At 71.4% G+C, this 22,422-nt stretch carries 20 protein-coding genes and 1 pseudogene; 6 read left to right on the top strand and 15 right to left on the bottom strand.

The annotated features are described in order from the left end of the window. Nucleotides 1-24: 24 nt before the first annotated feature. A complete protein-coding gene (locus tag O7611_RS11485; protein ID WP_228531845.1) occupies nucleotides 25-468 on the bottom strand; it encodes a hypothetical protein in 444 nt (147 codons plus the stop codon). A gap of 33 nt (nucleotides 469-501) precedes the next feature. Here O7611_RS11485 and O7611_RS11480 point away from each other — a divergent pair, with 33 nt between their 5' ends. After that, nucleotides 502-1,086, top strand: a complete 585-nt coding sequence (locus O7611_RS11480) for a GIY-YIG nuclease family protein (protein WP_269696794.1) — start codon at nucleotides 502-504, stop codon at nucleotides 1,084-1,086. A gap of 2 nt (nucleotides 1,087-1,088) precedes the next feature. On the opposite strand, the gene pyrE is transcribed toward O7611_RS11480, so the two are convergent. From pyrE to O7611_RS11460, 4 genes and pseudogenes are all read right to left on the bottom strand, one after another. After that, complete coding sequence (gene pyrE / locus O7611_RS11475) at nucleotides 1,089-1,613, bottom strand: orotate phosphoribosyltransferase (protein WP_269698081.1); 525 nt, start codon at nucleotides 1,611-1,613, stop codon at nucleotides 1,089-1,091. A gap of 188 nt (nucleotides 1,614-1,801) precedes the next feature. Further along, complete coding sequence (locus O7611_RS11470) at nucleotides 1,802-2,020, bottom strand: hypothetical protein (RefSeq protein WP_013477111.1); 219 nt, start codon at nucleotides 2,018-2,020, stop codon at nucleotides 1,802-1,804. A gap of 7 nt (nucleotides 2,021-2,027) precedes the next feature. Continuing rightward, nucleotides 2,028-2,435, bottom strand: a pseudogene (locus O7611_RS31910) (hypothetical protein); the annotation flags it as partial. 245 nt (nucleotides 2,436-2,680) lie between these two features. Then, the gene (locus tag O7611_RS11460) at nucleotides 2,681-3,871 is read right to left on the bottom strand and encodes a helix-turn-helix domain-containing protein (RefSeq protein WP_269696793.1); all 1,191 of its coding nucleotides are present in this window, start codon (nucleotides 3,869-3,871) and stop codon (nucleotides 2,681-2,683) included. Nucleotides 3,872-4,047: 176 nt separating this feature from the next. Between O7611_RS11460 and O7611_RS11455 the strand changes: the two genes are divergently transcribed. Next, nucleotides 4,048-4,707 (top strand): GntR family transcriptional regulator, encoded by a 660-nt coding sequence (locus O7611_RS11455; RefSeq protein ID WP_269696792.1) that lies wholly within the window; start codon nucleotides 4,048-4,050, stop codon nucleotides 4,705-4,707. A gap of 144 nt (nucleotides 4,708-4,851) precedes the next feature. Continuing rightward, nucleotides 4,852-5,436: an HD domain-containing protein gene (locus O7611_RS11450; protein WP_194800107.1), complete on the top strand. Its 585-nt coding sequence runs from the start codon at nucleotides 4,852-4,854 to the stop codon at nucleotides 5,434-5,436. A gap of 128 nt (nucleotides 5,437-5,564) precedes the next feature. Here the strand turns inward: O7611_RS11450 and O7611_RS11445 are convergent, their stop codons facing one another. The 10 genes from O7611_RS11445 to O7611_RS11400 all read right to left on the bottom strand — a co-directional run bounded on the left by O7611_RS11445 (nucleotide 5,565) and on the right by O7611_RS11400 (nucleotide 18,732). Then, entirely contained in the window at nucleotides 5,565-6,284 is a 720-nt protein-coding gene (locus O7611_RS11445) for a hypothetical protein (protein WP_194800106.1), read from the bottom strand. A gap of 101 nt (nucleotides 6,285-6,385) precedes the next feature. Continuing rightward, nucleotides 6,386-6,898, bottom strand: a complete 513-nt coding sequence (locus O7611_RS11440) for a hypothetical protein (RefSeq protein ID WP_194800105.1) — start codon at nucleotides 6,896-6,898, stop codon at nucleotides 6,386-6,388. Nucleotides 6,899-6,945: 47 nt separating this feature from the next. Then, nucleotides 6,946-8,922: an FxSxx-COOH system tetratricopeptide repeat protein gene (gene fxsT, locus O7611_RS11435; RefSeq protein ID WP_194800104.1), complete on the bottom strand. Its 1,977-nt coding sequence runs from the start codon at nucleotides 8,920-8,922 to the stop codon at nucleotides 6,946-6,948. A 196-nt stretch (nucleotides 8,923-9,118) separates the two neighbouring features. Beyond that, complete coding sequence (locus tag O7611_RS11430; RefSeq protein ID WP_228531761.1) at nucleotides 9,119-9,670, bottom strand: hypothetical protein; 552 nt, start codon at nucleotides 9,668-9,670, stop codon at nucleotides 9,119-9,121. A gap of 3 nt (nucleotides 9,671-9,673) precedes the next feature. Next, the gene (locus tag O7611_RS11425) at nucleotides 9,674-11,494 is read right to left on the bottom strand and encodes an acyl-CoA dehydrogenase (protein WP_194800103.1); all 1,821 of its coding nucleotides are present in this window, start codon (nucleotides 11,492-11,494) and stop codon (nucleotides 9,674-9,676) included. A gap of 16 nt (nucleotides 11,495-11,510) precedes the next feature. Further along, nucleotides 11,511-12,974: an ATP-binding protein gene (locus tag O7611_RS11420; RefSeq protein ID WP_269696791.1), complete on the bottom strand. Its 1,464-nt coding sequence runs from the start codon at nucleotides 12,972-12,974 to the stop codon at nucleotides 11,511-11,513. Nucleotides 12,975-13,106: 132 nt separating this feature from the next. Beyond that, nucleotides 13,107-14,282: an alanine--tRNA ligase-related protein gene (locus tag O7611_RS11415; protein ID WP_269696790.1), complete on the bottom strand. Its 1,176-nt coding sequence runs from the start codon at nucleotides 14,280-14,282 to the stop codon at nucleotides 13,107-13,109. A 507-nt stretch (nucleotides 14,283-14,789) separates the two neighbouring features. After that, entirely contained in the window at nucleotides 14,790-16,295 is a 1,506-nt protein-coding gene (locus O7611_RS11410; protein WP_370584909.1) for a glycosyltransferase family 4 protein, read from the bottom strand. A gap of 191 nt (nucleotides 16,296-16,486) precedes the next feature. After that, nucleotides 16,487-17,626 carry a fatty acid desaturase family protein gene (locus O7611_RS11405; RefSeq protein WP_269696789.1) on the bottom strand — a complete coding sequence of 380 codons (1,140 nt, stop codon included), beginning with the start codon at nucleotides 17,624-17,626 and terminating at the stop codon, nucleotides 16,487-16,489. 14 nt (nucleotides 17,627-17,640) lie between these two features. Next, on the bottom strand, nucleotides 17,641-18,732 hold the full coding sequence (locus O7611_RS11400; protein WP_269696788.1) for a ferredoxin reductase: 1,092 nt from the start codon (nucleotides 18,730-18,732) through the stop codon (nucleotides 17,641-17,643). An 84-nt stretch (nucleotides 18,733-18,816) separates the two neighbouring features. Here O7611_RS11400 and O7611_RS11395 point away from each other — a divergent pair, with 84 nt between their 5' ends. The 3 genes from O7611_RS11395 to O7611_RS11385 all read left to right on the top strand — a co-directional run bounded on the left by O7611_RS11395 (nucleotide 18,817) and on the right by O7611_RS11385 (nucleotide 21,944). Further along, nucleotides 18,817-20,040, top strand: a complete 1,224-nt coding sequence (locus O7611_RS11395; protein ID WP_269696787.1) for a PucR family transcriptional regulator — start codon at nucleotides 18,817-18,819, stop codon at nucleotides 20,038-20,040. Nucleotides 20,041-20,146: 106 nt separating this feature from the next. Continuing rightward, entirely contained in the window at nucleotides 20,147-21,151 is a 1,005-nt protein-coding gene (locus O7611_RS11390; protein WP_269696786.1) for an Acg family FMN-binding oxidoreductase, read from the top strand. Between the two features lie 55 nt (nucleotides 21,152-21,206). Then, entirely contained in the window at nucleotides 21,207-21,944 is a 738-nt protein-coding gene (locus O7611_RS11385; RefSeq protein WP_269696785.1) for a serine/threonine protein kinase, read from the top strand. The last annotated feature ends 478 nt before the right edge of the window (nucleotides 21,945-22,422 follow it).

The following is a 22,422-nucleotide window of genomic DNA, read 5'->3' as shown; positions in this document are numbered from 1 at the left end:
TCTGCCGCCCAGCGAGCGCCCTGGCTAGGCGTCCTCCTGGTCAAACGGCTTGTCACTCCACCGCCACCACGCCTCGTTGCCATCGATGTGGAGGAGGAACTCAGGAACCTCCTGGCCCTCCGGGTACCGAAGCGTCACGGCGTTTCGGACTGCGTCGTATGCGCGCTCCCATGACTCGACATCCTCATCGATGCCATCGAGCAGCCGCAGTTCCTCGGCGAAGAGCGGCCGGACTTCTGCGAGCCCCTCCCTCGGGTCGACACGAGCGTTAAGCCACGGGAGGTCGCCACCGGTCACCACGAGATCAGCAAGTAACCCGCCGTCGTCGCGCCGATGCAGCGTCCAAGCGCCGCCATGATGATCGCTCACGAGGACGACGTTAGCGACTTCAGCGGATTCCTTGCCGACGTACCCGGCTTCGGCTTCGCCACTGGTCGCACCTCTGCCGGTATCCAGGTAGTCGGGCACCTCCCCCCGATCTCGACCCGCCGAACGCCTAGGATGGTCCCGGTGACCTTCCCCGAACGGCGGCCCGCCGTCGTCCCGACCGACGAAGAACGGGTCGACGCGGCCCTGCGGTTGCTGACCGGCCCGCCGGTCGCACTCGACGTCGCCGTCAAGCGGCTCGCCCGCGGCAGCGGCGTCTACGCCTGGTGGGCCCTGCCCTCGGTCCTTCCCGACCTCCCCGGGCCACCGAACGACACCGACCCGTCGCGGCGGATGATCTATCTCGGCCGGGCGACCAGCCTGCGGGGCCGGATCCTGCGCAACCATCTGAGGCGTTCGGGCAGTTCGACCCTGCGCCGCACACTTGCCGGCCTCCTCGTCTCCGAGGGCTACCGGACCACCTGGACCGACCGCGTCGTCCTGGTCCCCGCAGACGAGACACGGCTGACCGCCTGGATGCACGAAAATCTGCGCCTGACCTGGGCGGAAGACCCCGAGCCGACGGTCATCGAAGCCGAACTCGTCCGGCGCCTGCACCCCCCGCTCAACGTCCACGGCGTCGACCCCGAGCACATCCAGGTGGCAGTGGTCGCCGCCAAGAACTCGTACAACGCCAGCAGCGGCCCGGAGCAGCCCTAGCTTTACGCCGTCAGCGATGCTTCCAGATCACGACGGGTGAGGGCGGCGCGGAGGTGCAGCCCCTCGGCCGCCAGGTTCTCCCGCCCGCCCTGCTCGCGGTCGATGGCGCAGACCACCGTCTCCACCTGGGCACCGACGGACCGGAGTTGTCCACACGAGGCCAGGAGCGCGCCTCCCGTGGTCACGACGTCCTCGATCACCACGACCCGCAGACCGCTCACGCGGCCGCCCTCGGCCAGTTTCGCGGTCCCGTACTCCTTGGCCTGCTTGCGCACGAAGACCGTCGGCAGCCCGGTCAGCTGCGACATCACCGTGGCAATCGGAATGCCGCCCATCTCCATCCCCGCCAGCACGTCGCACTCCGGCAGCAGAGCCACCATCGCCTCGGCGACCTCGCGCAGCAGCTCCGGCTTCCCCTCGAACAGGTACTTGTCGAAGTACTCGTCGCTGACCTGCCCGGATCGGAGATGGAACCGGCCGGTGAGATGGCAGGTGTCGTAGACGCGGCGCGCGAGCGGGTGAGTCACCGGCCCAGTCTCGCACCCGTCACACGATCCGTCGGATGCGTACCCCCGGCGCTCGTTGCGCAGGTGCCGCAGCTTGTGCTGGCGGACCTGCTCCTCCCACACCTCCTGGTCGTACCCCGGATCCGGCGCCGTCCACCGGTGCGACCCGTCGCTGTAGTGGAACTTCTCGTCCCCGGCCCGCAACACGCTCACCGCAGCCACCCCAGGAACCGCCGGTGCAACGTCCCCGCCGGCGCCCAGCTCAGATCCGCCGTCGCCCGCACGAGCTGCGCCCCCAGGTACACCGCCAGCGACACCGGCGCGCCCTCGTACTCCGCAAGCAGCTCCCGCCGCCGCGTCGCGCACGGCCACGGCGCACCGCACCCGCCGCACGTCCAGACCGGCAGCACCGGCCCGTGGGTGCTCACCCGCGCACCCCCAGGAAGCGGCGACGCTCGCGCGCGCCTGCCGGCTGGTCGCCCACGCGACCTGCCAGCAGGGGTACGGAGTCAGCCGCGCCCACCACAGCCGACAACCCACGCACATCCCGTCCAGACCCCGTACGTGCACCGCCAGGATCGCCTGTTCAGCGGTGCTCACTGGTCCTCCTGCGACGGCCAGTGACCGCGATTGATCGGTACGCGGTGACGGTTCCGACACGGCAGGTCCGCACCGCAGCGGCACACCCACCGCCACTTCCGCCACGACCAGGCCGGGCGATGCCGGCGTACGAGCGTCGACGCGACGGCGAGGAGGTAGCCCTCGTACGGCAGGCGCGGCTTGGCGGGCGCGGCGACGTCCGCATCCCGGTGCGGCGCTTGCGCTGCCGCCGACTCGCTGGATGCTGTCTGCGCGTGATCGGAATCAGCCAGGCCGAGGATCCTCCGTTTCGCCGCCTCCCATTCGGCCTGCTGCGCTTCCTGGCCTGTCGGGCGCCATCGGTTCCGACCGTCCATCACCACCTCCGTCCGCTCCAGCGCGACGGATCACTTCACAAGGGAGTGCCGTGTCGCGCCCGGCAGGATGAGGCGTTTCCTCACCCGAAAACGGACACTAGGGCCGCATGGTGATGGAGAAATTACCGCTGGTTATGCCGCCAGGCTGATGCCGAGGCGCCCCGCCAGCAGACGCAGCTCGTTCGGCACGGCCCGCCGCTTGGCTCGCTGCGCCGTCGCGACGACCGCGTCCTGGGCGAGCGGGTTGAGGGAGAACGGCACCGGCGCTGCCTGCTCCGCGCGCACGAACGCCGCTATCGCCTCGTTGTCCCGGCGACCGGAATCGGCCAGTGCCCGCCCGAGGTCGAGCCAGTACGACATCTGCCGGATCGATGCCGCCAGCACCTGCGGCCGTACGGTGCGGGACAGCTCGATCACCCGGCCGGGCTCGCCGGACTCGGCCGCGATGGACATCTCCCACAGCGTCACGTTCGTCGGCCCGAATCCGCAGCCGTTGAATCCCATGCCGTCCGTCGGGTCACCGAGGGTCGCCGCTTCCCGGGCGGCCTCGGTCAGATGGTCACGCGCGGCGTCGAGGCGCCCGCTGACTGTCGAGGCCAGAGCCGCCGACAGGTGCAACTGGCCGAGCATCTGCCGGACCCGCTCATCGGAGGCGGCGGACTGAAGCTCCGCGAGCGACCGGTCAGCCGCCCGCGCGGCGAGCGACGCCGACTCGATCGGCAGACTCTGCGCGTACGCGAAGCGGGTCGCGCCCAGCCACGCCGCCTCCGCCACGTCCTCGGCCGCCGTCACCGCCACCCGCGCCGCGTTCAACGCCAGGTGTCGGTACCCGAGGTGCCGCAGGCAGGCCGACGCCTGGTACGCCACCTGCGCGAGCGCCGGGCCGCCCGCCGCGGCAGCCTCCAGCAGCAGGCCGGGCAGCATCTGCGACATGGCCGGGAAGTTCGAGCGGTGGCGAAGCTGCTCACTGCGCGCGATGCCTGCCGCCAACTCTCCCGGGGTACGCGTCGACGGCCGCCGCTCGCCGTCCTCGATCTCGATCAGCGCCGACCAGATCGCCGGCACGCACTCCGCCGCGCGCTCGCGTGCCGGGTCACCCGTCTCGGTGCCCTGACCGAGCAGGTCCGCGACCGTGATCTGCAACGCGGCGGCGACAGCGACCAGGGTGGAGCGCCTGTCAATCGTCTTGCGGCCGGACTCGACCTGAGAGATGTAGGACTGGCTGACCCCGGCGAGCCCGGCGAGAACGGCCTGGCTCATCCCGCCACGGCGCATCCGCCAGTAGCGGATCCGGGCACCGATCGTGTCGGCCTTGCTGGCCATGTCTCGCCTGCCTCCCAGGACGAGGGCTGGGACTTCGGCACCGGCCGGTAAGCCGGCATACCCGTGCGCCAGTGTACGTGGATCGGTGCTCTTGTATTGACGTCGAGACGTCTCCTACCTGCCGCTCCCCTGCGCCCTGTGGTCGACTGGTCGGGCTGACCGGAGGTGCCGCCAACATGCCAACGCCGCCTGCCTACCTGACGATCGCCGCCGACCTACGTGCCGCGATCCTGTCCGGAGAACTCCCCGCTGGAGCCAAGGTGCCGTCCGAGTCCGGCCTGATGCGCCAGTACGAGGTGAGCCGGACCGTCGCCAAGTGGGCCATCGCCGTGCTGAAGGGCGAGGGCATCGTGGAGGGTCGCGCCGGATCCGGCGTGTACGTCCGACACACCACCCGGCTGGTCCGTCATGCCCGAGGCCGCGACGTCCGCTCCGCCGACGGCCCGGCGTCCCCGTTCGCCCGCGACGCGGCCGACGCCGGACAGCACGGCACGTGGGAGCACGAAAGCCGACACGAGCAGGCCGATGAGCGGATTGCCGCCCGGCTCGGCATCGAGCCGGGCGCACCGGTGATGCGGACGTCATACCGCTTCCTCGCCGACGGCGACCCGATACAGCTCTCCGTGTCGTACGAGCCACGTGCCCTCACCAAGGGCACTCCGGTCGAGTGGCCCGAGGACGGAGAGATCAAGGGCGTCGTCGCACGCATGGACACCATCGGCGTACGGGTCGACGAGGTCGTGGAGCGTGTCAGCCATCGATCAGCGACGGCCGAGGAGGTCGAGGCTCTCAACCTGCCGGCCCGCACGTTTGTGCACACCATCGAGCGGACCTAAACGGCGAGCGGCACGCCTGTGGAGACGGCCGACATTGTGCTACCGGGCGGGCGATACGACCTCGTCTACCGTCTCCCCATCAACTGACGAGACGGCGGAGGTGACGTGATGTCGACAAGCTCGCCGGATGGGAGGGCGCTTCCGATGACCGACGATCCGCACGCAGGAGCCATGAGCTTCATCTTCGAGGCCGGCGTGCTCAAGCGCGCTGCCCGTACCGGTTGGTGGTTCGCCGGTGTGAAGCACCCCGAGTCGATCGCCGACCACTCGTTCCGCACGGCACTCATCGGCATGATGCTCGCGGCCATGGAGGGCGCCGACCCGGGTCGCGTCTCGATGTTGTGCGTCCTGCACGACACGCAGGAGACCCGGATCACCGACATCCCCCACATCGCCAAGCGCTATCTCACGGCCCCACCCAACACCGCCGTCACCGCCGACCAGGTAGCCGATTGCCCACCCGCCGTTGCCGACGTGATCAACGCTGCCGTCGCAGAGTACGAGGCCGGCGAAACCCTGGAAGCCATCGTGGCCCGCGACGCGGACAAGTTGGAGTGCCTCGTCCAAGCGGTTGAGTACCGGCATCAGGGTGTCGCGGACGTGCAGCGCTGGATCGACAGCTCACGATCTGCGCTCAAGACATCGTCTGCCCATCGTCTCGCCGACGTCGCCCTCACCGGCGCTCCAATGGCATGGTTGAATCCGCCCGCCAGCCCGCCCGTGACGTAGACGTCAGAGGACACCACGGCCCTGTGCGGTGACACCCTGCCCGCACGATGGAACCTGACGTCCGACTGACGGCGTCCGGCACCAAGCCGGCGAACGAGGCTCTGTCGGTGCCAAGCAGGTTCCCCTGACTACCGCTTGATGCCGGCATCGCCAGGTTGAAGCGCGGTGGCGACGAGGCGGAGTTGTTCCGGCGACAGTTCACCTCCGTGACGGCGGTAGGTAGCCGGTCCGAGGCCGACGAGAACGTCGTCCACGTACGTCCATCGGCACGGCCCCCAGTACCTGGGGCTGGTGAGCAGTTCTTCACTGAGCTGACGCCCACCGGACCGGGCGCCGAGGGTGGTCAGGGCTTCCGCTGTCATGTCGACCGCCGTGTCCGGGCGGCTGCTGTCGGCACAGGCCGGAACGAGCAGGAGCAACCGCTCGGCCGGCGTGTGGTCCGGATCCGGCTGCCGCGCTGCGGCGACCACCTCCTGCCATGCGAACGCCGGCCCTCGGAAATGTCCCTCCATCGCGGCGAGGGGGATCGACACGTCGCCGGTGCCGGGGTCGAGCACGTAGTCGACGCCCCCCTCGCCCTCGTAGTTGCGCAGGACGACGTGCAGGCGACAGCCCTCGGCGAGCGGTAGCGAGAACACCGGCCATCGGTCCGGGTCGAGGAATGCGTCGACGATCGGTTCCAGATCGGCTGGATCGACGCCGAACGCGTCCGGTGCCGACGCGGCTCCGCCGACGGTGGCGAGGAAGGTGGGCCAGAACATCGCGTACGACATCAGGTCGGATCCGTCGACCAGCGGCGACCGCAGGATCGGCGGTTCGTAACCGTCCAGGTATCCGGGGATGATCACCTCGCCATCATGGCAGCGCGGTAGCCGCCTGGCGGACCGGTGCCGTTCGGCGCAGTGCCCGACGGGTTCGAGCATCCCGACATGGCGAGTGGATCGGCCTGTCAGAGCTGGCTGCCTGGGCCGAGAATCTCCGGCGGGACATAACCGTCGTGGTCCTTGGGATCACCGGCGTGAAGTCCCGCGTACATCTGGTACGGCAGGAGCAGGACATCAGATGTACGGGCAAGGTCCAGCTCCGTGCTGGGCCCGAACCAGCCGTCCACGAGGGAGTCCTTGACGATCAACGTACACAGGATGACGACTCTGCGACCGTCGACCGCGCAGGCCTGAAGCTCGACGCGTTCCGTGGCGGTCCACCGGTCCCCGCTGGTGAAGCGGTAGTGGAAGTGCACCGCCGGACCCCGCTCGGGTGCCTGGGGGTGGACAGTCGTCTTCCAGGCGGTCACTTCGGCGGTCACCGGGTAGGTCTGGTCTCCTCGGACCACAGTGACCTTCCGGGCCGCCGATCCGGGCTCCGGAGTAGAGGGGCGGTGGTCAGTGCCGCACGCTACGACTGCAGTCGCGACGGGGATGACGAGGATGCCGACGCGGCCGAGGCGGAACCACGAAGTCATGCGAGACATCGTAGACGGGCAGGCCGGCGGACCCGATCCGATAACGGTCAGCCGGACAGTCGCGATCGGGTGTCCACCTCCGCGCCCGACACGATCTGTTCCGCGAGACGTGTCGTCTTCACCGTCTCCGGATGCTCCTGCCCGAGCACCTCGACCCGTTTCCTCACCGTCTCCCGGCAAAGGGTCAGAGCTTCATCGGTGCGACCGGCGGCAAGCAGATCGATCACCACGTCGTAGGCCGAGAGCAGCGTATGGGGATGGTCGTCGCCGAGTACTCTCCGCCGACGCACGTAGGTCTCCTGGTTGAGGGCCAGGCTCTCCTCGTGCCGCCCGAGCGCCCGAAGATCCAGAGCCAGGTTGTGCGCGGTTCCCAGTGTCTCCAGGTGCTCCTCGCCGAAGATCCTCGCCTTCCGCTTCAAGGTGTCCTCGTGCAGGGCACGCGCGTCTCGGGGCTTTCCGAGTTCACGGAGGGTGGACGCGAAGAGATCCGCCGCGTTGAGGGTGAGCAGTTGGTCCTCACCGAAGGCTCGGCGGCTCCGCCTGTACACCTCGACAGCCATGTCCTGACACTCCGCGTACCGTGCCTGCCGCCAGAGGGCGCCGCCCACGGTGTGGCCGGCGGAAAGTGTTTGCCGATCATCAGGTCCGAGGTAGACCTGCCAGTGCTCGTAGAGGGTCGCGGCCAGCTCTCGACCGTGTTCCAGCTCACCACGCTCGGCCAGATACCAGGCCGCCCTATGAGCAGCGGATCGCAGAGATGTTGCCGGGGTCGCGACGAGGTCGCTAGCCAGCAGGTGCGGCATCAGCCGGTCCCAGAGTTCCCACGACGACGTGCTCTTGCTGTCGGCCGGGCAGACGCTCGCCAGGACCTCGTCGGCCCTTCGGCGGATCTCCGGGCGGCGTTCCGCGTCGATGCTTCCACTGATCACCAGTTGCACGAGCCGGTGCAGCAGAATCGATTTCCCGTCCACCCGTGCCAGGCCGTAGCGCGAGATCCAGCCGAGCGTCCGGCGCATCCCCAGCGTCGTCTGCAACTGCGCCGCCAGCGGCTCTGCCAGCACGACGGCGGTTTCTGGCCTGAACAACTCGACGGGGATCGGCTCGGCCGCCATCATCGAACAGATCTCGAGAAGCTGCACGGCCGCCGGGGATTCCTCCTCCAGCCGCCGGAGAGCGGTCACCACCACCTGTGTCAGCGGCGTGGGGTAGGTGGGCAGGCGCCCGTCCTCCAGCAGTTCCCTACCGTTGCGGTCCAACTCCTTGAGATATTCCGTCGCGGACATACCTGTCTCGTTCATGAGGGAGCACGCCTGGGCGACCGCCAGGGGCAGATCTTCCAGACGACTGGCGATGTCGTTCGCCTCAGCGCTGCTCAACGTGGGCGACAGACGCCTCATGAGAGCCACCGATTCGGCCCGCGAGAACGGGTCCAATGCAACCGGATCTCCCATCAACTCCCAAGCGGGATTCCGGGACGTGATGATGACGTGCCCCGGCCCCTGGGGCACCCACTGCGCCAGTGCGGCCGGATCCTCCGCGTTGTCGAAGATGAGCAGCCATCGATCGGTCCGGGAGAACTGGAGCCTCACCTCGCGGAGAGCCGAAGGGATGTCGGCCGCAGTCTTCACCCATCCGGCCGCGACGCCCAGCGACGTCAGCTGGCCGCCGATCATTGACGGCGTCTCCGCGTCGATCCACCAGACCAGGTCGTAGCGCTGCAGTCGACGGTAGGCGTATTCGGTGCTCAGCGTGGTTTTTCCGACGCCGCCGATTCCATGGAGCACCTGGACGACAGTCGGCGTCCGCTCCTCGATGCCGTTCTCGAAAGCGGCGAGTTGAATGTCTCGTCCGACGAAACAGGGGTTACGTGGCGGGAGGTTGTAGACGACTTCGCGGCGCCTATTCGGCGGGTCGGAGTCGGCCACCGCCTTCTGCTCTCCCGAATGGCCGGCCCACGCAGCCAGGGCCGCACCGATGACCGGACATACGAGCGCCGCTACGGTTGCTGAGGTCTGTACGTCCAAGTCGGCCCACACCTGGCACGCCAGCCAGGTCGCGGCCACCAACATTGCGCTGGCACCGGTGGCTACCAGCCACCGCGCGTTTCCTCTCAACCGTTACCCCGCTTTCGAGGAGCGCGCCAACGGTGATCCGTAGAGTTTAGACTTTACACCTTGTCTATGGCTGTGCCGAGCCGCGCTCTCCGCCGAGGACGTCCTTTCACGACGCGAACGTCGTCCATTCCCGAGTCGGGATGCAGCCCTCGCTCACGTCCCAGCAGCCCTCTGCCCATGCTTTCGCCACCATCACCGGGCGGCTCAGCACCACATCACCGGCCCGTTGTACCCGCAGCACCAACCCGAGCTGCGACGAACACGGATCGGCGCCCTGCGAGTACCTCAATTCCAGGCTGCGCTCCGCGAGGTGCTCGGTGAAATCGTGCTCCAGCCGTGAGGGCCGCTGTCCCACCAGCCGCAATCCGTCCAGTGTCACCTGCGGTCCGCGAAGGGCGTTGACGGCGACGCCGGCCAAGCTGTTCGACTCGTCGTAATAGGTGGTGACCGCGGGTCCGGTCGGCGCCGCGCCCGCACTCCGCTCAAGCCAGAAATCCGCCCACCTGTCGGAGCAAGCGACACCGAGGACGCCGTGCACAGCAGCCTGCACCTGCTCGTGCGTCATTCCGAACACCAGCGGGCCGACGTGCGCGAACGGTGTGAACGTCCAGCGCAGTCGCTGTTCGTCGGTCAGAACCGCCCAGACGTCGGCTGACAATCCTCAGAACCAGCTTTCGCGCATGTCCAGCGTCGTCCGGTCCAGCCCTTCCAACAGGTCGAACTGCGCCCCCACCTTCGGCAGCTCCCACCTGTAGAAGTACCGCGCCGCCTGCCTCTTTCCCGCCAGGAACTCCCCCTCGGCTCCGTCCGGCGAACCCAACGCCTCCACCACCAGCACCTGCTCCAGCCACATCCACGCGATCACCACGTGCCCGACCGCCTCCAGGTACACCGACGCGTTCGCCAGCGCCAGCTCCGGATCGCCCGGAGCCCACAACCGTCGTGTCACCACGGCGATCCGGTCCACCGCCGCGGCGAGCTGACCGGCCAGCTCCGAGGCGAACCCCTCGGCCTTCCACGCCCGGGTCACGGTGCCACGGATGGTCTCCAGCAGCAGTTCCAGCGCGGCGCCGTCGCGCATGGTGACCTTGCGGCCGAGCAGGTCGAGGGCCTGGATGCCGTGGGTGCCCTCGTGGATGGCGTTGAGCCGGTTGTCGCGCCAGTGCTGCTCGACGTCGTAGTCGCGGGTGTAGCCGTACCCGCCGTGCACCTGGATGGCCAGGTCGTTGGCGGCCAGGCACCACTGCGCCGGCCAGCTCTTGGTGATCGGGGTGAGCAGGTCCAGCAGCAGTTGCGCCCTTTCACGGTCGGCCTCGGCCGGCGCGGTCTTCTGCTCGTCCAGCAGCCGTCCGCAGTAGAGCACCAGCGCGAGCGCGCCCTCCACGTAGCTCTTCTGGGCCAGCAGCATCCGGCGTACGTCGGGGTGGGCGACGATCGGCACCTGCGGCGTGGTCGGGTCCTTGTCGGCGACCGGGCGGCCCTGCGGGCGTTGCCGGGCGTACGCGACGGACTTCAGGTACGCGGTGTAGCCGAGCGCGGTGGCGCCGGCCCCGATGCCGATGCGCGCCTCGTTCATCATGTGGAACATCACCGCGAGCCCCTGGTGCGGTTGTCCCACCAGGTAGCCGACCGCCCCGACCCGCCCGTACGGCCGGTGCACGCCCTCACCGAAGTTCAGCAGCGTGTTGGTGGTGCCCCGGTAGCCGAGCTTGTGGTTGAGGCCGACCAGCACCACGTCGTTGCGCGGCCCGAGGTTGCCGTCGTCGTCGAGCAGCACCTTCGGCACGATGAACAGCGACAGCCCCTTCACGCCGGGCGGCGCGCCGGGGATGCGGGCCAGCACCAGGTGAACGATGTTCTCGGCGAGTTCGTGGTCACCGCCGGAGATCCACATCTTGGTGCCGACGATCCGGTACGTGCCGTCGTCCTGCGGCTCGGCCCGCGTGGTCAGGTCGGTCAGGGAGCTGCCGGCCTGCGGTTCGGACAGGCACATGGTGCCGAAGAACCGTCCCTCGACCATCGGGCGTACCCAGGTGTCGATCTGCTCGGCGCTGCCGTGGGCGAGCAGCAGGTTGGCGTTGCCGAGGGTGAGCATCGGGTACGCCGACGTGCCGACGTTGGCGGCCTGGAACCAGGCGAAGGCGGCCGCGGCCACCGTGTGCGGCAGTTGCAGCCCGCCGACCGACTCGTCCATGGTGGCGGCGAGCAGCCCGGTCTCGGCGAACGCCTCCAGGGCGGCCTTCACCTGCGGGATGGTCCGCACGCGCTGCCCGTCGAACGTGGGCTCGCCGGTGTCGGCGGCCCGGTTGTGCGGGGCGAAGCGTTCGGCGGCGACCCGGGCGGCGAGGTCGAGTACCTCGTCGACTGTTTCCCGGGTGTGCTCGGCGTAGCGGGGGCGTTCGGTCAGCCGGGTCACGTCCAGCCAGTCGTGCAGCAGGAACGCGAGGTCGCGGCGGGACAGCAGCAGATCGGACGAGGACAACGTGGACTCCTTCCGGTCAGCCGCGGCGCAACCCGGCGACGGCCTCCCGCAGGTCATCCTGACCGATCGGAGCCGGTGGCGCACCCTCCGCCGCCTCCCGGAGTGCCTTGGCGAGTTGCACCCGGCGCAGCGCCTCCCGCAGGTCCGCGCCGGTCAGCCCGGCCGTGTCGGCGGCGAGGGCGGCCGGGTCGAGGTCGTCGGCGAACATTGTGAAGCCGGGCCGTTCGTGCCGGTCGATCAGCTCGCGGATCATCTTGGTGAGGATCTCCGCGCGTCCGTTCTCGTCCGGCGCCGGAATGGCGATCTTCAGGTCGAACCGGCCGGAGCGGATCAGCGAGGCGTCGACGCGGTGCGGGAAGTTGGTGGTGGCGACCACGATGACGTCGGGGTTCTCCTCGAACAGCGTGTTCATCTCCTGCTTGAAGATGCCCGCGACGGCGTTGACGGCCTGGCTGGCCGCGTCGCCGCCGGCACCGGCGTAGCTGATGATCGAGTCGAACTCGTCGAACAGCATGACTGTGGGCCGCCGGTAGCGGCGTGCCTCCCGGAAGATGCGCTTGATGTTGCGTTCCGAGCCGCCGAGGTACTTGTCCAGGATCTCCGGGGTACGGATCTCCACGAAGTCCGCGCCGACCTCGTTGGCCAGCGCCCGGGCCAGCATGGTCTTGCCGGTACCGGGCGGCCCGTACATCAGGATGCCCTGCGGCCGGCGCGCACCCCAGCGGGCCATCGCCGCCGGGTGCCGGAACGACACCGCCACCTCGCGGAACCGCGCGACCACGTCGGGCAGGCCGCCGACCTGGTCGAGGGTCACCGTCGCGCTGCGCGGCCCCGCCGCCGCCGTCACCGGTCGCCGCCCCACAAGATACGTCCGGCCGCGCAGCACCGTCGGCTCGTCGCTGTCGCCGGACAACTCGCGTACGGCCTGGAGCAGCAGGCCGACCATCGCCGTCAGGTGCGCCGGACCCACCTCGGCGCTTGGTACGTCGGCGCGGATGCGTACCGTGCCGTTGTCCTGGTCGACGCGGGGCCGCAGCCCGGCTTCGCGGGCCACGCGCAGCACCTCCCGGCCGGCCTCGTCGCCGGGCGGCGCGGCGAGCGTGGCGACCGGTCGCGGCCAGATGCGCCGGCCGGCCTCCGCGGCGATCCGGCCCACCGCGGCGGCCGGGCCGTCGCCGCCGCGCGCGGCCAGCCGCTCGGCGAGCAGCACGCCGACGGGCCCGGCCAGACCGAGGGCGATCAGGCCCGCCGGGGTGCTCTCCACCCGCAGGTACGCCTCGAAGCGGTGCACCGGCGGCTCGGCTGCGGTGTCGGCGCGCACTGTGCAGCGGACCTCCCGCACCGGGGCCGGGAAGTCGCCGTCGACGAGCAGCTCCACCGGCCCGTCGACGGCGGCGGCGAGCAGCCCGGCCGCGTCGGCGATGCGCACCTCGGCGCCGAACAGCGGCACCGTCTCCTCATCCGGCCGTACCTCGGTCATCGGCAGCCCTCTCCTCGCGGCGGCGTCCGCTTCCCTCGCGTGGCGTCCGCCTCCGAGTCTGGCACCGGCCCGGCCGGGCGGCCACCGCTGCGCCGCCGCCGCTGGCCTGGCCGCCGCCCGCCAGGCCGCTGTTCAGCTCGCCTCGGCGAGCAGGCCGTCGACCAGGTCGCGGGGCAGCCCGTGGGTGTCGTGCAGCCAGTGGTAGTCGCGTTCGGTCAGCGGCCCGCGCGCCCGTACCCGGTCCACGAGCGACCGTCCGCGTCGCAGCAGTCCGCGGAAGCGGCGTTCCTCGTCCACCAGCGTCGCGTGCAGCGAGCCGACGTCGACCGGCTGGCGGAAGCGGCGCAGCGTGTCCCCGTACACCTGGGGTGGCAGATCGTCCAGGGTGCGCGCCGGATCGTCGCGCCACAACACCGTGAGCGCGCGGCGCAGCAGCCGCCGGAGTACGTACCCGCGGCCGGTGTTGCCGGGACGTACCCCGTCACCGAGCACGACCACCGCGGACCGCAGGTGGTCGGAGACCACGCGCAGGTCCGCACCGCGCAGGTCCCACCGCTCCCCCACCGCGTCCACCCACGGCCGCAGCCCGTCGCCGGTGAACACGGACCGGTCGCCGCGCAGCACCATCTCCAGCCGTTCCAGGCCCATGCCGGTGTCGATGCTGGAGTGCGGTAGCGGCGTGAGCCGGCCGTCGGGGTGCCTGTGGTAGCGCATCTGCACGTGGTTCCACACCTCCACCCACCGCGCGTCGGTGCTGGGTGTGCCGGTGGGCGGGCCGTCGCCGGTCCACACGAAGATCTCCGAGTCCGGTCCGCAGGGGCCGGTCGGGCCGTTGGACCACCAGTTGTCCTCGCCCAGCGCCTCCACCGGGACGCCGAGCCCGGTCCAGGTGTCCCGCGCGGTGTCGTCCGGCCCTTCACCGTCGCCGCCGCCGCCGAAGACCGTGGCGTGCAGCCTCCCCGCCGGGATGCCGAAGCCGTCGGTGAGCAGGCCGAAGCCCCAGCGCAGGCTGGTCACGATGTCGTAGTCGCCGAGCGACCACGAGCCGAGCATCTGGAACACGGTCAGGTGGGTGCTGTCGCCGACCTCGTCCAGATCCGTGGTGCGCAGGCACCGCTGCACGTTCGCCAGTCGCCGTCCGCCCGGGTGCGGGCGCCCCAGCAGGTACGGGGTGAGCGGGTGCATGCCGGACGTGGTGAACAGCACCGGGTCACCGGGCGGCGGAACGAGCGAACTCTCCGGCGCGTCCTGATGGCCGTGCCGGTGGTAGTGGTCGAGGAACGTCCGGGTGATGTCGTCGGGTGTCATGGCGGGTGCCTTCCGGGTACGGGTGACCGGACGGCCCGCCGCGCGCGTTGGCGTCGACACGACGACGCCGGCGGACCGTTTCCGGTCGCCGGCGTGGGTGTGGGGCAGGTCAGGCGGCGGCAACCGGCGAGCGGGAAGCTCGCGCGGCTGCGGCGGTGAAGGTGCGCCTGCTCTGCATACTTCGACGCTAGCCCGGCCGCCCCGTCCCGCCCAGCCCTTTTCCCGCGCGCCCCCGTGCCCTCGCCCGCGCCCACCCTCGCCCTCGCTCGCGCTGACTCAAGATCAACACCACTTCCCCGAAATGGCGGGGTCGGCGCCCTTCGGATACCGCCACTTCACCGAGGTGGAGTTGATCATGCGACTCCCGAGGTGCGGGTGGAACGGCATGGGTGTCAAAACGGGCCGGAGACACCCATGGTGTTCCACCCGGGCGGGTGGCGGGTGGCGGGTCGCGGGTGGCGGGTCGCGGATGGCGGGTTGTGGGTGGCAGGAGGTGGGTGGCGGGCGTCAGCGGGTGGGGGTGAGCAGCCGGCGGTAGAGGGCGTCGAGGCGTTCGGCCTGCGCCTCCCACGTCCACCCCGGGAGTGGCGAGTCCGGGCCCTCGTACGCGGCGCGGTAGCGGGCCGGATCCGCCAGCACCGTCCGGACGGCGCGGGCCAGGTCGGCGGCGTCGCGGGCGCGGAACACTTCGCCCTGGCCGGTGGCCCGGACCGTCTCGGCCATGGTGCGGACGTCGCTGACCACGATCGGCAGCCGCGCGTGCGCGTACTCGAAGAACTTGGTGATCAGCGCGATCTCGTGATTGGGCCAGTGGTGCAGCGGGATCAGCCCGATGTCGGCGGTGGCGAGGAACTCGACGAGCTGGTGGTGCGGCACGTACGGCAGCACGTGCACCCGGTCACCCACGCCGTGCCGGGCCGCGCGGGCGACGACCTGACGGACGTAGGCGGCGGCCGGGTCGGCGACGACGAGCGCCAGGTGTACGCCGGGCAGCAGCGGCAACGCCTCGACCACGGTGTCCACGCCGCGCTGGACCGCCATCGCCCCGCTGTAGACGAGCAGCGGCGTGTCCGGGCGCAGACCGCACCGCTGCCGCAGGTCGGGAGCGGCCAGGTCGGCGGTCTCGAAGGCGGCCGACTCGAGGGCGGGCGGCTCGGAGGCGGGCGCCTCGGGGGCGGCCGGCTCGGGGACGGCCGGCTCGGGGACGGCCGGCTCGGGGACGGGCGGGTCGGAGGCGGTCGGCACGGGAGCAGCCGGCTCGGGGGCGGTGGTGACCGGGGCGTTCAGCACCACGGTCGGGCGTTCGGGCAGGGCGTGGTCGCGTACCAGCAGGTCGGCGAGCGTGTCGGAGACGGTGACCACCGCGTCGGCGTGACCGACGTACTCGCGGACGTAGCCGAGGTGCGCGGGCAGCCAGCGGCGGTTCTCGCGGCGGGGTCGTGCGCCGGGCAGCCACTCGTGCGCGTCCCAGACCAGCTTGACGTCGCGTCCGGCGGCGCGGGCGCGGTCCACGGCGCGGGCGGCCACGCCGAGCATCCGGAAGTCGTGCGCGTGGATCAGCTCGGGTCGCAGCTCGTCAACGACGGGCCCGGCGACCCGTTCGTAGTCCCAGAGGCCCGGCTCCAGCCGCCGCCAGGCCCCGTCCCGCAGCCGGGCCCGCCAGTAGCGGACCTGGGCGTGCTCCACCGGACAGCGGGCCAGCCGCGCCGCGCGCAACGGGAGCCCGCCCCGGGCCACCAGCCGCGCCCGCAGCCCGGACACGCCGCCCAGGCTCGCGAAGCCCTCGCGCGAGCCCGCACGGCCACCCGAAGCGGAAACGCCGCGCTGGCCGGCGACGACGGCCGGTGAAGCGGCGAGCGGCAGGACGCGGGCCTCGGCGTCGCCGAGCCGCCAGCGGCGTTCGGCGTCGACGTGGGCGCAGCCGATCAGGGTGACGTCCCAGCCGGCGTCGGCGGCCGAGCGCGCCGCCTTCTGCACCCGCGAGTCACCGTCGATCGCGTTGTCGACGAGCATGACCACGCGCCGGCGAAGCCGCATCGTCGAACACCCTTCACCCGTACGCCCCGACGGGCGCGAGTGTACGGGGACGCGGGACCGTCACGACGGCCGCTAAACCGGCTCTGAGCTGCGGTGATGCCGACTGTGCAGCGGATGGTCAGGTGCCGGCCGGTGAACGTTCACCGGCCGTGCACCGAACGGGCGGGTCAGGCCGTACCGGAGGAGACCAGCGGGGCCGGGGCGACCGGCTGCCGGCTGTCGTTGCGGTTGGGCAGCGACAGGCGGATGACCTTCCACCAGGCGGAGGCGACCTGCTTGGGCAGCGGGCCGGTGGTGTAGTGCAGGCCGTACCTGTCGAACAGCGCCCGTACCTGCGGCGCGATCTCCTGGTAGCGGTTGCTGGGCAGGTCGGGGAAGAGGTGGTGCTCGATCTGGTACGACAGGTTGCCGGTCATGATGTGCAGCAGCCGGCTGCCGCTGATGTTTGCCGAGCCGAGCATCTGCCGCAGGTACCACTCACCGCGGGTCTCGCCGTCGATGGAGGTCTTCTCGAACGTCTCCACGCCGTTGGGGAAGTGCCCGCACATGATCACCGAGTGGCTCCACACGTTGCGAAGCAGGTTCGCGGTGAACGTGGCGGCGAGCGTGGACAGGAACGACGGGCCGGACAGCAGCGGGTGCACCACGTAGTCCTTGAGCACCTGGCGACGGATCTTGCGCCCGACGGCCTTCGCCTTGGCCCGGAACTTCGGGTCCTTCAGCTTGCGCTGCTTGAGGTGGTCGCCGAGCTCCATGTCGTACGCGGCGATGCCGTACTCGAAGAACATGGCGTTGATCAGGTTCCAGAGCGGCTGCCCGAGGTGCATCGGGTGCCACGGCTGGTCCTCGTCGACGCGCATGATGCCGTACCCGAGGTCGTTGTCCTTGCCGACCACGTTGGTGTAGCGGTGGTGCAGCTCGTTGTGCGACTGCTTCCACTGGTCGGCCGGGGAGACGTGGTCCCACTCCCAGGTGGTGGAGTGGATCTTCGGATCACGCATCCAGTCCCACTGGCCGTGCAGGACGTTGTGCCCGATCTCCATGTTCTCCAGGATCTTGGCGACCGTGAGCCCGGCCGTGCCGACGATCCAGGCCGGCGGGAACAGCGAGAACAGCAGCACCGCACGGCTGCTCATCTCCAGTGTCCGCTGGGTCTTGACCACCTTGCGGATGTAGCGGGCGTCCCGCTCCCCCCGGTCAGCGAGGGCCCGGTCCCGGATCGCGTCCAGTTCCTTGCCGATGATCTCGATGTCCTCGGCGCTCAGGTGGGCGATCGGGTTGACGGCCTTCTTCTGGATGACGGTCACGTGGGTGGCTCCTGTCAGAGATCGATGTCGCAGGTACCGGCGGCGGCCGACACGCACGTCTGGACCAGCACGCCGTCCCCCGGTACGGCAGTGGTGACGTCGCCGTTGCGCAGGTCGCGGACAGCGCCCTGGCGCAGCGGTACGACGCAGCCGAAGCAGATGCCCATCCGGCACCCGGAAGGCATCAGCACTCCGGCGTTCTCCCCCGCGTCGAGCAGTGTGGTGGCGCCGTCGGACTCGACTGTCACGCCCGCCCCGGTGAAGGTCACCGTGCCTCCCTCGCCCGGCGTGATCACCGTCGGGCGGAACCGCTCGGTGTGCAGCCGCTCGACGAGACCGTTCGAGGACCAGTACCCCTCGACCGCGTCGAGCATGCCGATCGGCCCGCACGCCCAGGTCTCCCGGTCGAGGTGATCGGGCACCAGGTCGGCCAGTTCGGCGACGTCGAGCAGTCCGTCGGTGTCGGTGTGCCGCTCGACCAGACGCAGCGCGCCGCGGTCGGCGAGCGCGCGCAGTTCCGTACCGAAGATGACGTCGTCGCGGGTGGGCGCCGAGTGCACGAGCACCACGTCGGCCCGATCGGCCAGCCCGGAGCGCAGCATCCCCATGACCGGGGTGATGCCGCTGCCGGCGGTGAGGAACAGGACGCGCCCGGGCGTCGCGGCGGGCAGCACGAACTCGCCCTGGGCCTGGTCGAGGTGCACGATCGTGCCGGGCCGGAGCCGGCGTACGAGGTAGTTGCTGACCTTGCCGTCGGGGATCGCCTTCACCGTGACGGAGATCCGGCCGTCGGCGGCGTCCGGCGGCGAGGTGAGCGAGTACGCGCGCCACTGGCGCACCCCGTCGACGTCCACGCCGAGGCGGATGTACTGCCCGGGCGTGTGGCCCTGCCAGGCGCGGCCGGGCTGGATCACCAGCGTGGCGGCGTCGCGGGTCTGCGGGCGGATCGCGACGATCTTGCCGCGCAGCGGGGCGCCCGCGCGCAGGGGCGCGATCAGGTCGAGGTAGTCGTCGGGCAGCACCGGTGTGGTGACCGTTCCGGCCAGCCGCAGCAGCCTGTCCCGGAAGGAGACCTTCTGGGGGCGGCGGGGGGCAGTTGTGGTCATATGACCAGCGTGACCGCCCGATCGCATAACATCTTGACCGGCAAAGGTGAAACAGTCGCGGTTTCTTGTTCGGAGGGAACAACGATGACGTCGGAGGCCGGCACGGGGCAGCGCGCCGCGCACCTCAACCTCGACGCCGGCATGGCCGCGACGCTGCGCGGCCGGCTGCCGGTGGTCGCCGAGCGGACGGTCTCCGCGATCACCGCCGAGGTGCCTGACTACTCGGGCGCGCTCACCGGCGCCATGCGGGCGAAGATCGAAAACGCGGTACGCATCGCACTCGGCACGTTCCTCCAGCTCATCGAGGGTACCCAGGCGTTCGACCCGAGCACTCCCCTGGCCCCGGCGCTGGAGGCCGCGTACGCGCTGGGCAGCGGCGAGGCCCGCTCGGGGCGCAGCATGGACGCGCTGCTGGCCGCGTACCGGGTGGGCGCCCGGGTGGCCTGGCGCGAGGTGTCGACCACGACGGTACGCAGCGGGCTGGCCGCCGAGACGGTGGCCGAGTTCGCCGAACTCATGTTCGCCTACATCGACGAGCTGTCCGCGGCGAGCGTGGCCGGGCACGCCGACGAGCTGGCCAGCGCCGGCCGGATGCGCCGCCGCAACCTGGAACGGCTCACCCAGCAGTTGCTGGCGGGCGAGCCGGAGGAGTCGCTGCGGCGCAGCGCGGAGCGCGCCGACTGGCCGCCGCCGCAGACCCTGACCGTGGTGCTGCTGCCCCGCCGGCACCTGCGCGCGGTGCTGGCGCTGCTCAGCCCGTACACGCTGGAGAGCGGGGAGGACCTGCCCGGCGTGAATTCGGTCGAGGATCTGGCCGTCCTGCTGGTGCCGGACATGCACGGCGGCCGGCGCCGCCAGCTCACCCGGCTGCTGCACGGGCACCGGGCGGTGCTCGGCCCGGCCCGGCCCTGGCACCGGGTCGCCGCGTCGTACCAGCGGGCCACCCGGGCGCTCGCGCTCGGCCTCGGCGAGGCGGACGCCGGACCTGTCGACACCGAGCGCCACCTGGCGACGCTGCTGCTCAGCATGGACCCGGAGGCCCTGGCCGACCTGCGCGCGCAGGCGCTCGCGCCGCTGGCCGCGCTGCCCCCGGCCACCGCGCAGCGGCTGGCCGAGACGCTGCGGTCGTGGCTGCTGCACCAGGGACGGCGCGACGACGTGGCGGCCGACCTGTTCGTGCACCCGCAGACCGTCCGCTACCGGATGGGCAAGCTGCGGGAGCTGTTCGGCGACCGCCTGCACGACCCGGCGACGGTGCTCGACCTGACCATCGCTCTGGCCGTACCCCCGGAGCCGGAGGGGGCCTGACGCCGCGCCGGGGCGCACGGCCCGGTGCGGCCGGGACCTCCGGCCCTGTCCGCCCGCGACGGCGGCGGGCAGGGTCGGAAGGGGACGAGCAACCAGGAGGGCCGCCATGAACAGCTCATCGACCCGCACCGAGCAGGATCCGAGGGTACGGGTGCTGGAGGCGGCCGCCCGGCAGTCCCTGCACGCCCCGTCGGTGTTCAACACGCAGCCCTGGCGCTGGCGGGTCACCGGCGACGCGCTGGAGCTGCGCGCCGACCCGGACCGGCAGCTCGCCCACACCGACCCGGACGGCCGGCTGCTCATGCTGAGCTGCGGGGCCGCCCTGCACCACGCGCGCGTGTCGCTGACGGCGGTCGGCTGGGCGGTCACCGTGGAGCGGCTGCCCGACCCGGCCGACCCGTCGCTGCTGGCCCGGGTGCGTACCACCGGCCCGGCCGACCTGGACGTGCCGGCGGGCCGCCTGGTCGACGCCATTCCGCGCCGCCGCACCGACCGCCGGGCGTACGGGGACCGGCCGGTGCCGGAGGCGGTGCTGGCCCGGCTCGGTGACGCCGCGGAGGCCGAGGGCGCCCATCTGCACGTGGTCCGGCCGGACCAGATGCCGATGCTCGCCGTCTCCACCGGTCGCGCCGCCGACGCGGAGCTGGCCGACCCCGCGTACCGGGAGGAGCTGCACCGCTGGACCCACCGCCCGGAGGGCAGCGGCGACGGCGTGCCCGCCGCCACCGCCGTGCGGCCGTCCCCGCGCCGGGTGCCGCTGCGCGACTACGCCCCCGGCGGGGCGGCCGGGCTCAGCGCGGGCGCGGACTTCGACCGGGGCGCGGCGTACCTGATCCTGTTCGGCGAATCCGACGAGCCGGCGGCCTGGCTGCGCGGCGGCGAGGCGCTGTCGGCGCTGCTGCTCACCGCCACCGCCGAAGGGCTGGCCAGCGCGCCGCTCAGCGACGCCGTGGAGCTGGCCTGGCCGCGCCGGATGATGCGCGACCTGCTGGCCGGCATCGGCGATCCGTACCTGGTGGTGCGCGTCGGCTGGGGCCCGGACGCGGAGCTGCCGCCGGCGCCGCGCCGCGCGCCGGCCGACGTGATCGAGGTGGTGGACCAGCCGCGGTGACCCGGCGCGGTCCGGCGGGCCGCCGCCGGCGCGGCCGTCGTCGTAGCCTCGACGCGTGGAGAACCTCGACCCGGCCGACGCGTTCGTGGTCTTCGGCGACCAGGACTCCGGGTGCGTCTCCTACGGCGTGGAGTCGGCGGGCCGGCGCTGGTTCGTGAAGCGGGCCGGGACGCCCGCGGCGCGTGAGTCGCTGACCCGCGCGCTGGGCCTGCACGCCGCGGTCCGGCACCCGGCAGTGGTCCGGCCCGAGCTGGTCCTCGACGGCACGGACGACCCGACGCTGGTGTACCCGTGGTGCGACGGCGTCGTGCTCAACCACGCCACCACCGGTGGCGGCAGCGACCGGAGCGGGCTGGCCCGCTTCCAGCGGCTGCCGGTCGCCGAGGTCCGCGTCGCGCTGGACGTCATCCTCGACGCCCACCTGGCCGTGAGTGCGGCCGGGTACGTCGCGGTCGACCTGTACGACGGATGCTTCCTCTACGACTTCGACGCCCACCGGATGCGGCTGATCGACCTGGACGAGTACCGCCCGGGGCCGTTCGTGCTCGACTCCGATCGGCTGCCCGGTTCCCGTCGTTACCTGTCGCCCGAGGAGCTGACCCGGGGCGCGACGATCGACGAGCGCACCACGGTCCACGCGCTGGGTCGTACGCTGCACCACCTGCTCGACGGCCCGTCCGGCTGGCGGGGCACCGCCGCCGAGCGCGCGGTCGCCGGCCGGGCCGGCCGGTCCGATCCGGCGCAGCGGTACGCCACCGTGGCCGCATTGGTTCGCGACTGGCGAGCCGCCTGATTCCCCGGCCTCGTCAGGCCGGGTATCGACGGCACGCTCGCCCTTGTGGGTGACTTTCCGTTACAGCAGCCCGATTCGGCGGCCAATCACGGAGGGTGACAGTAGTTGCCGGGGCCGAATGGGTCGAATTGTCCGCAGCATGCTCCTGAACAGCGAAGATGCGCGGCGAGCCGATAGCTGGACGCATACCCCTTCGCGCCCTTTGCTCTGCAGCCACATAGGCGGCAGTGGCCGTGAGTCACCGATGCGCCGGTGGCTGCAGAGCAAAGGGCGCGGAGTGAGTTCTGCCGCGAGCGGCGAAGGTTACTTTCGGTGACGGCGGGTCCCGACGGCGGCCGGACCCCGGCACGACCGAACCCCGCACGATCGGGCGCGGTGCAATCAGGCCCGATGCCATCGAGCCCGGCGCACCCAGGGCGTCGCCCGACGCGCCGGGGCGGCGCACCGGGGCGGCGGATCGAGGCGCCGGGGCGGCGCG

The organism is Micromonospora sp. WMMC273 (genome assembly GCF_027460285.1).
Lineage (GTDB): Bacteria > Actinomycetota > Actinomycetes > Mycobacteriales > Micromonosporaceae > Micromonospora > Micromonospora aurantiaca.
This window is presented reverse-complemented; position numbering and strand designations above follow the sequence as displayed.

Bases quoted from the DNA above. Each gene is read 5' to 3' on its own strand.
- O7611_RS11480 (WP_269696794.1), top strand. From the start codon at position 502: ATGGTCCCGGTGACCTTCCCCGAACGGCGGCCCGCCGTCGTCCCGACC.
- O7611_RS11460 (WP_269696793.1), bottom strand. From the start codon at position 3,871: ATGGCCAGCAAGGCCGACACGATCGGTGCCCGGATCCGCTACTGGCGG.
- O7611_RS11455 (WP_269696792.1), top strand. From the start codon at position 4,048: ATGCCAACGCCGCCTGCCTACCTGACGATCGCCGCCGACCTACGTGCC.
- O7611_RS11450 (WP_194800107.1), top strand. From the start codon at position 4,852: ATGACCGACGATCCGCACGCAGGAGCCATGAGCTTCATCTTCGAGGCC.
- O7611_RS11440 (WP_194800105.1), bottom strand. From the start codon at position 6,898: ATGACTTCGTGGTTCCGCCTCGGCCGCGTCGGCATCCTCGTCATCCCC.
- O7611_RS11420 (WP_269696791.1), bottom strand. From the start codon at position 12,974: ATGACCGAGGTACGGCCGGATGAGGAGACGGTGCCGCTGTTCGGCGCC.
- O7611_RS11415 (WP_269696790.1), bottom strand. From the start codon at position 14,282: ATGACACCCGACGACATCACCCGGACGTTCCTCGACCACTACCACCGG.
- O7611_RS11410 (WP_370584909.1), bottom strand. From the start codon at position 16,295: ATGCTCGTCGACAACGCGATCGACGGTGACTCGCGGGTGCAGAAGGCG.
- O7611_RS11400 (WP_269696788.1), bottom strand. From the start codon at position 18,732: ATGACCACAACTGCCCCCCGCCGCCCCCAGAAGGTCTCCTTCCGGGAC.
- O7611_RS11395 (WP_269696787.1), top strand. From the start codon at position 18,817: ATGACGTCGGAGGCCGGCACGGGGCAGCGCGCCGCGCACCTCAACCTC.
- O7611_RS11390 (WP_269696786.1), top strand. From the start codon at position 20,147: ATGAACAGCTCATCGACCCGCACCGAGCAGGATCCGAGGGTACGGGTG.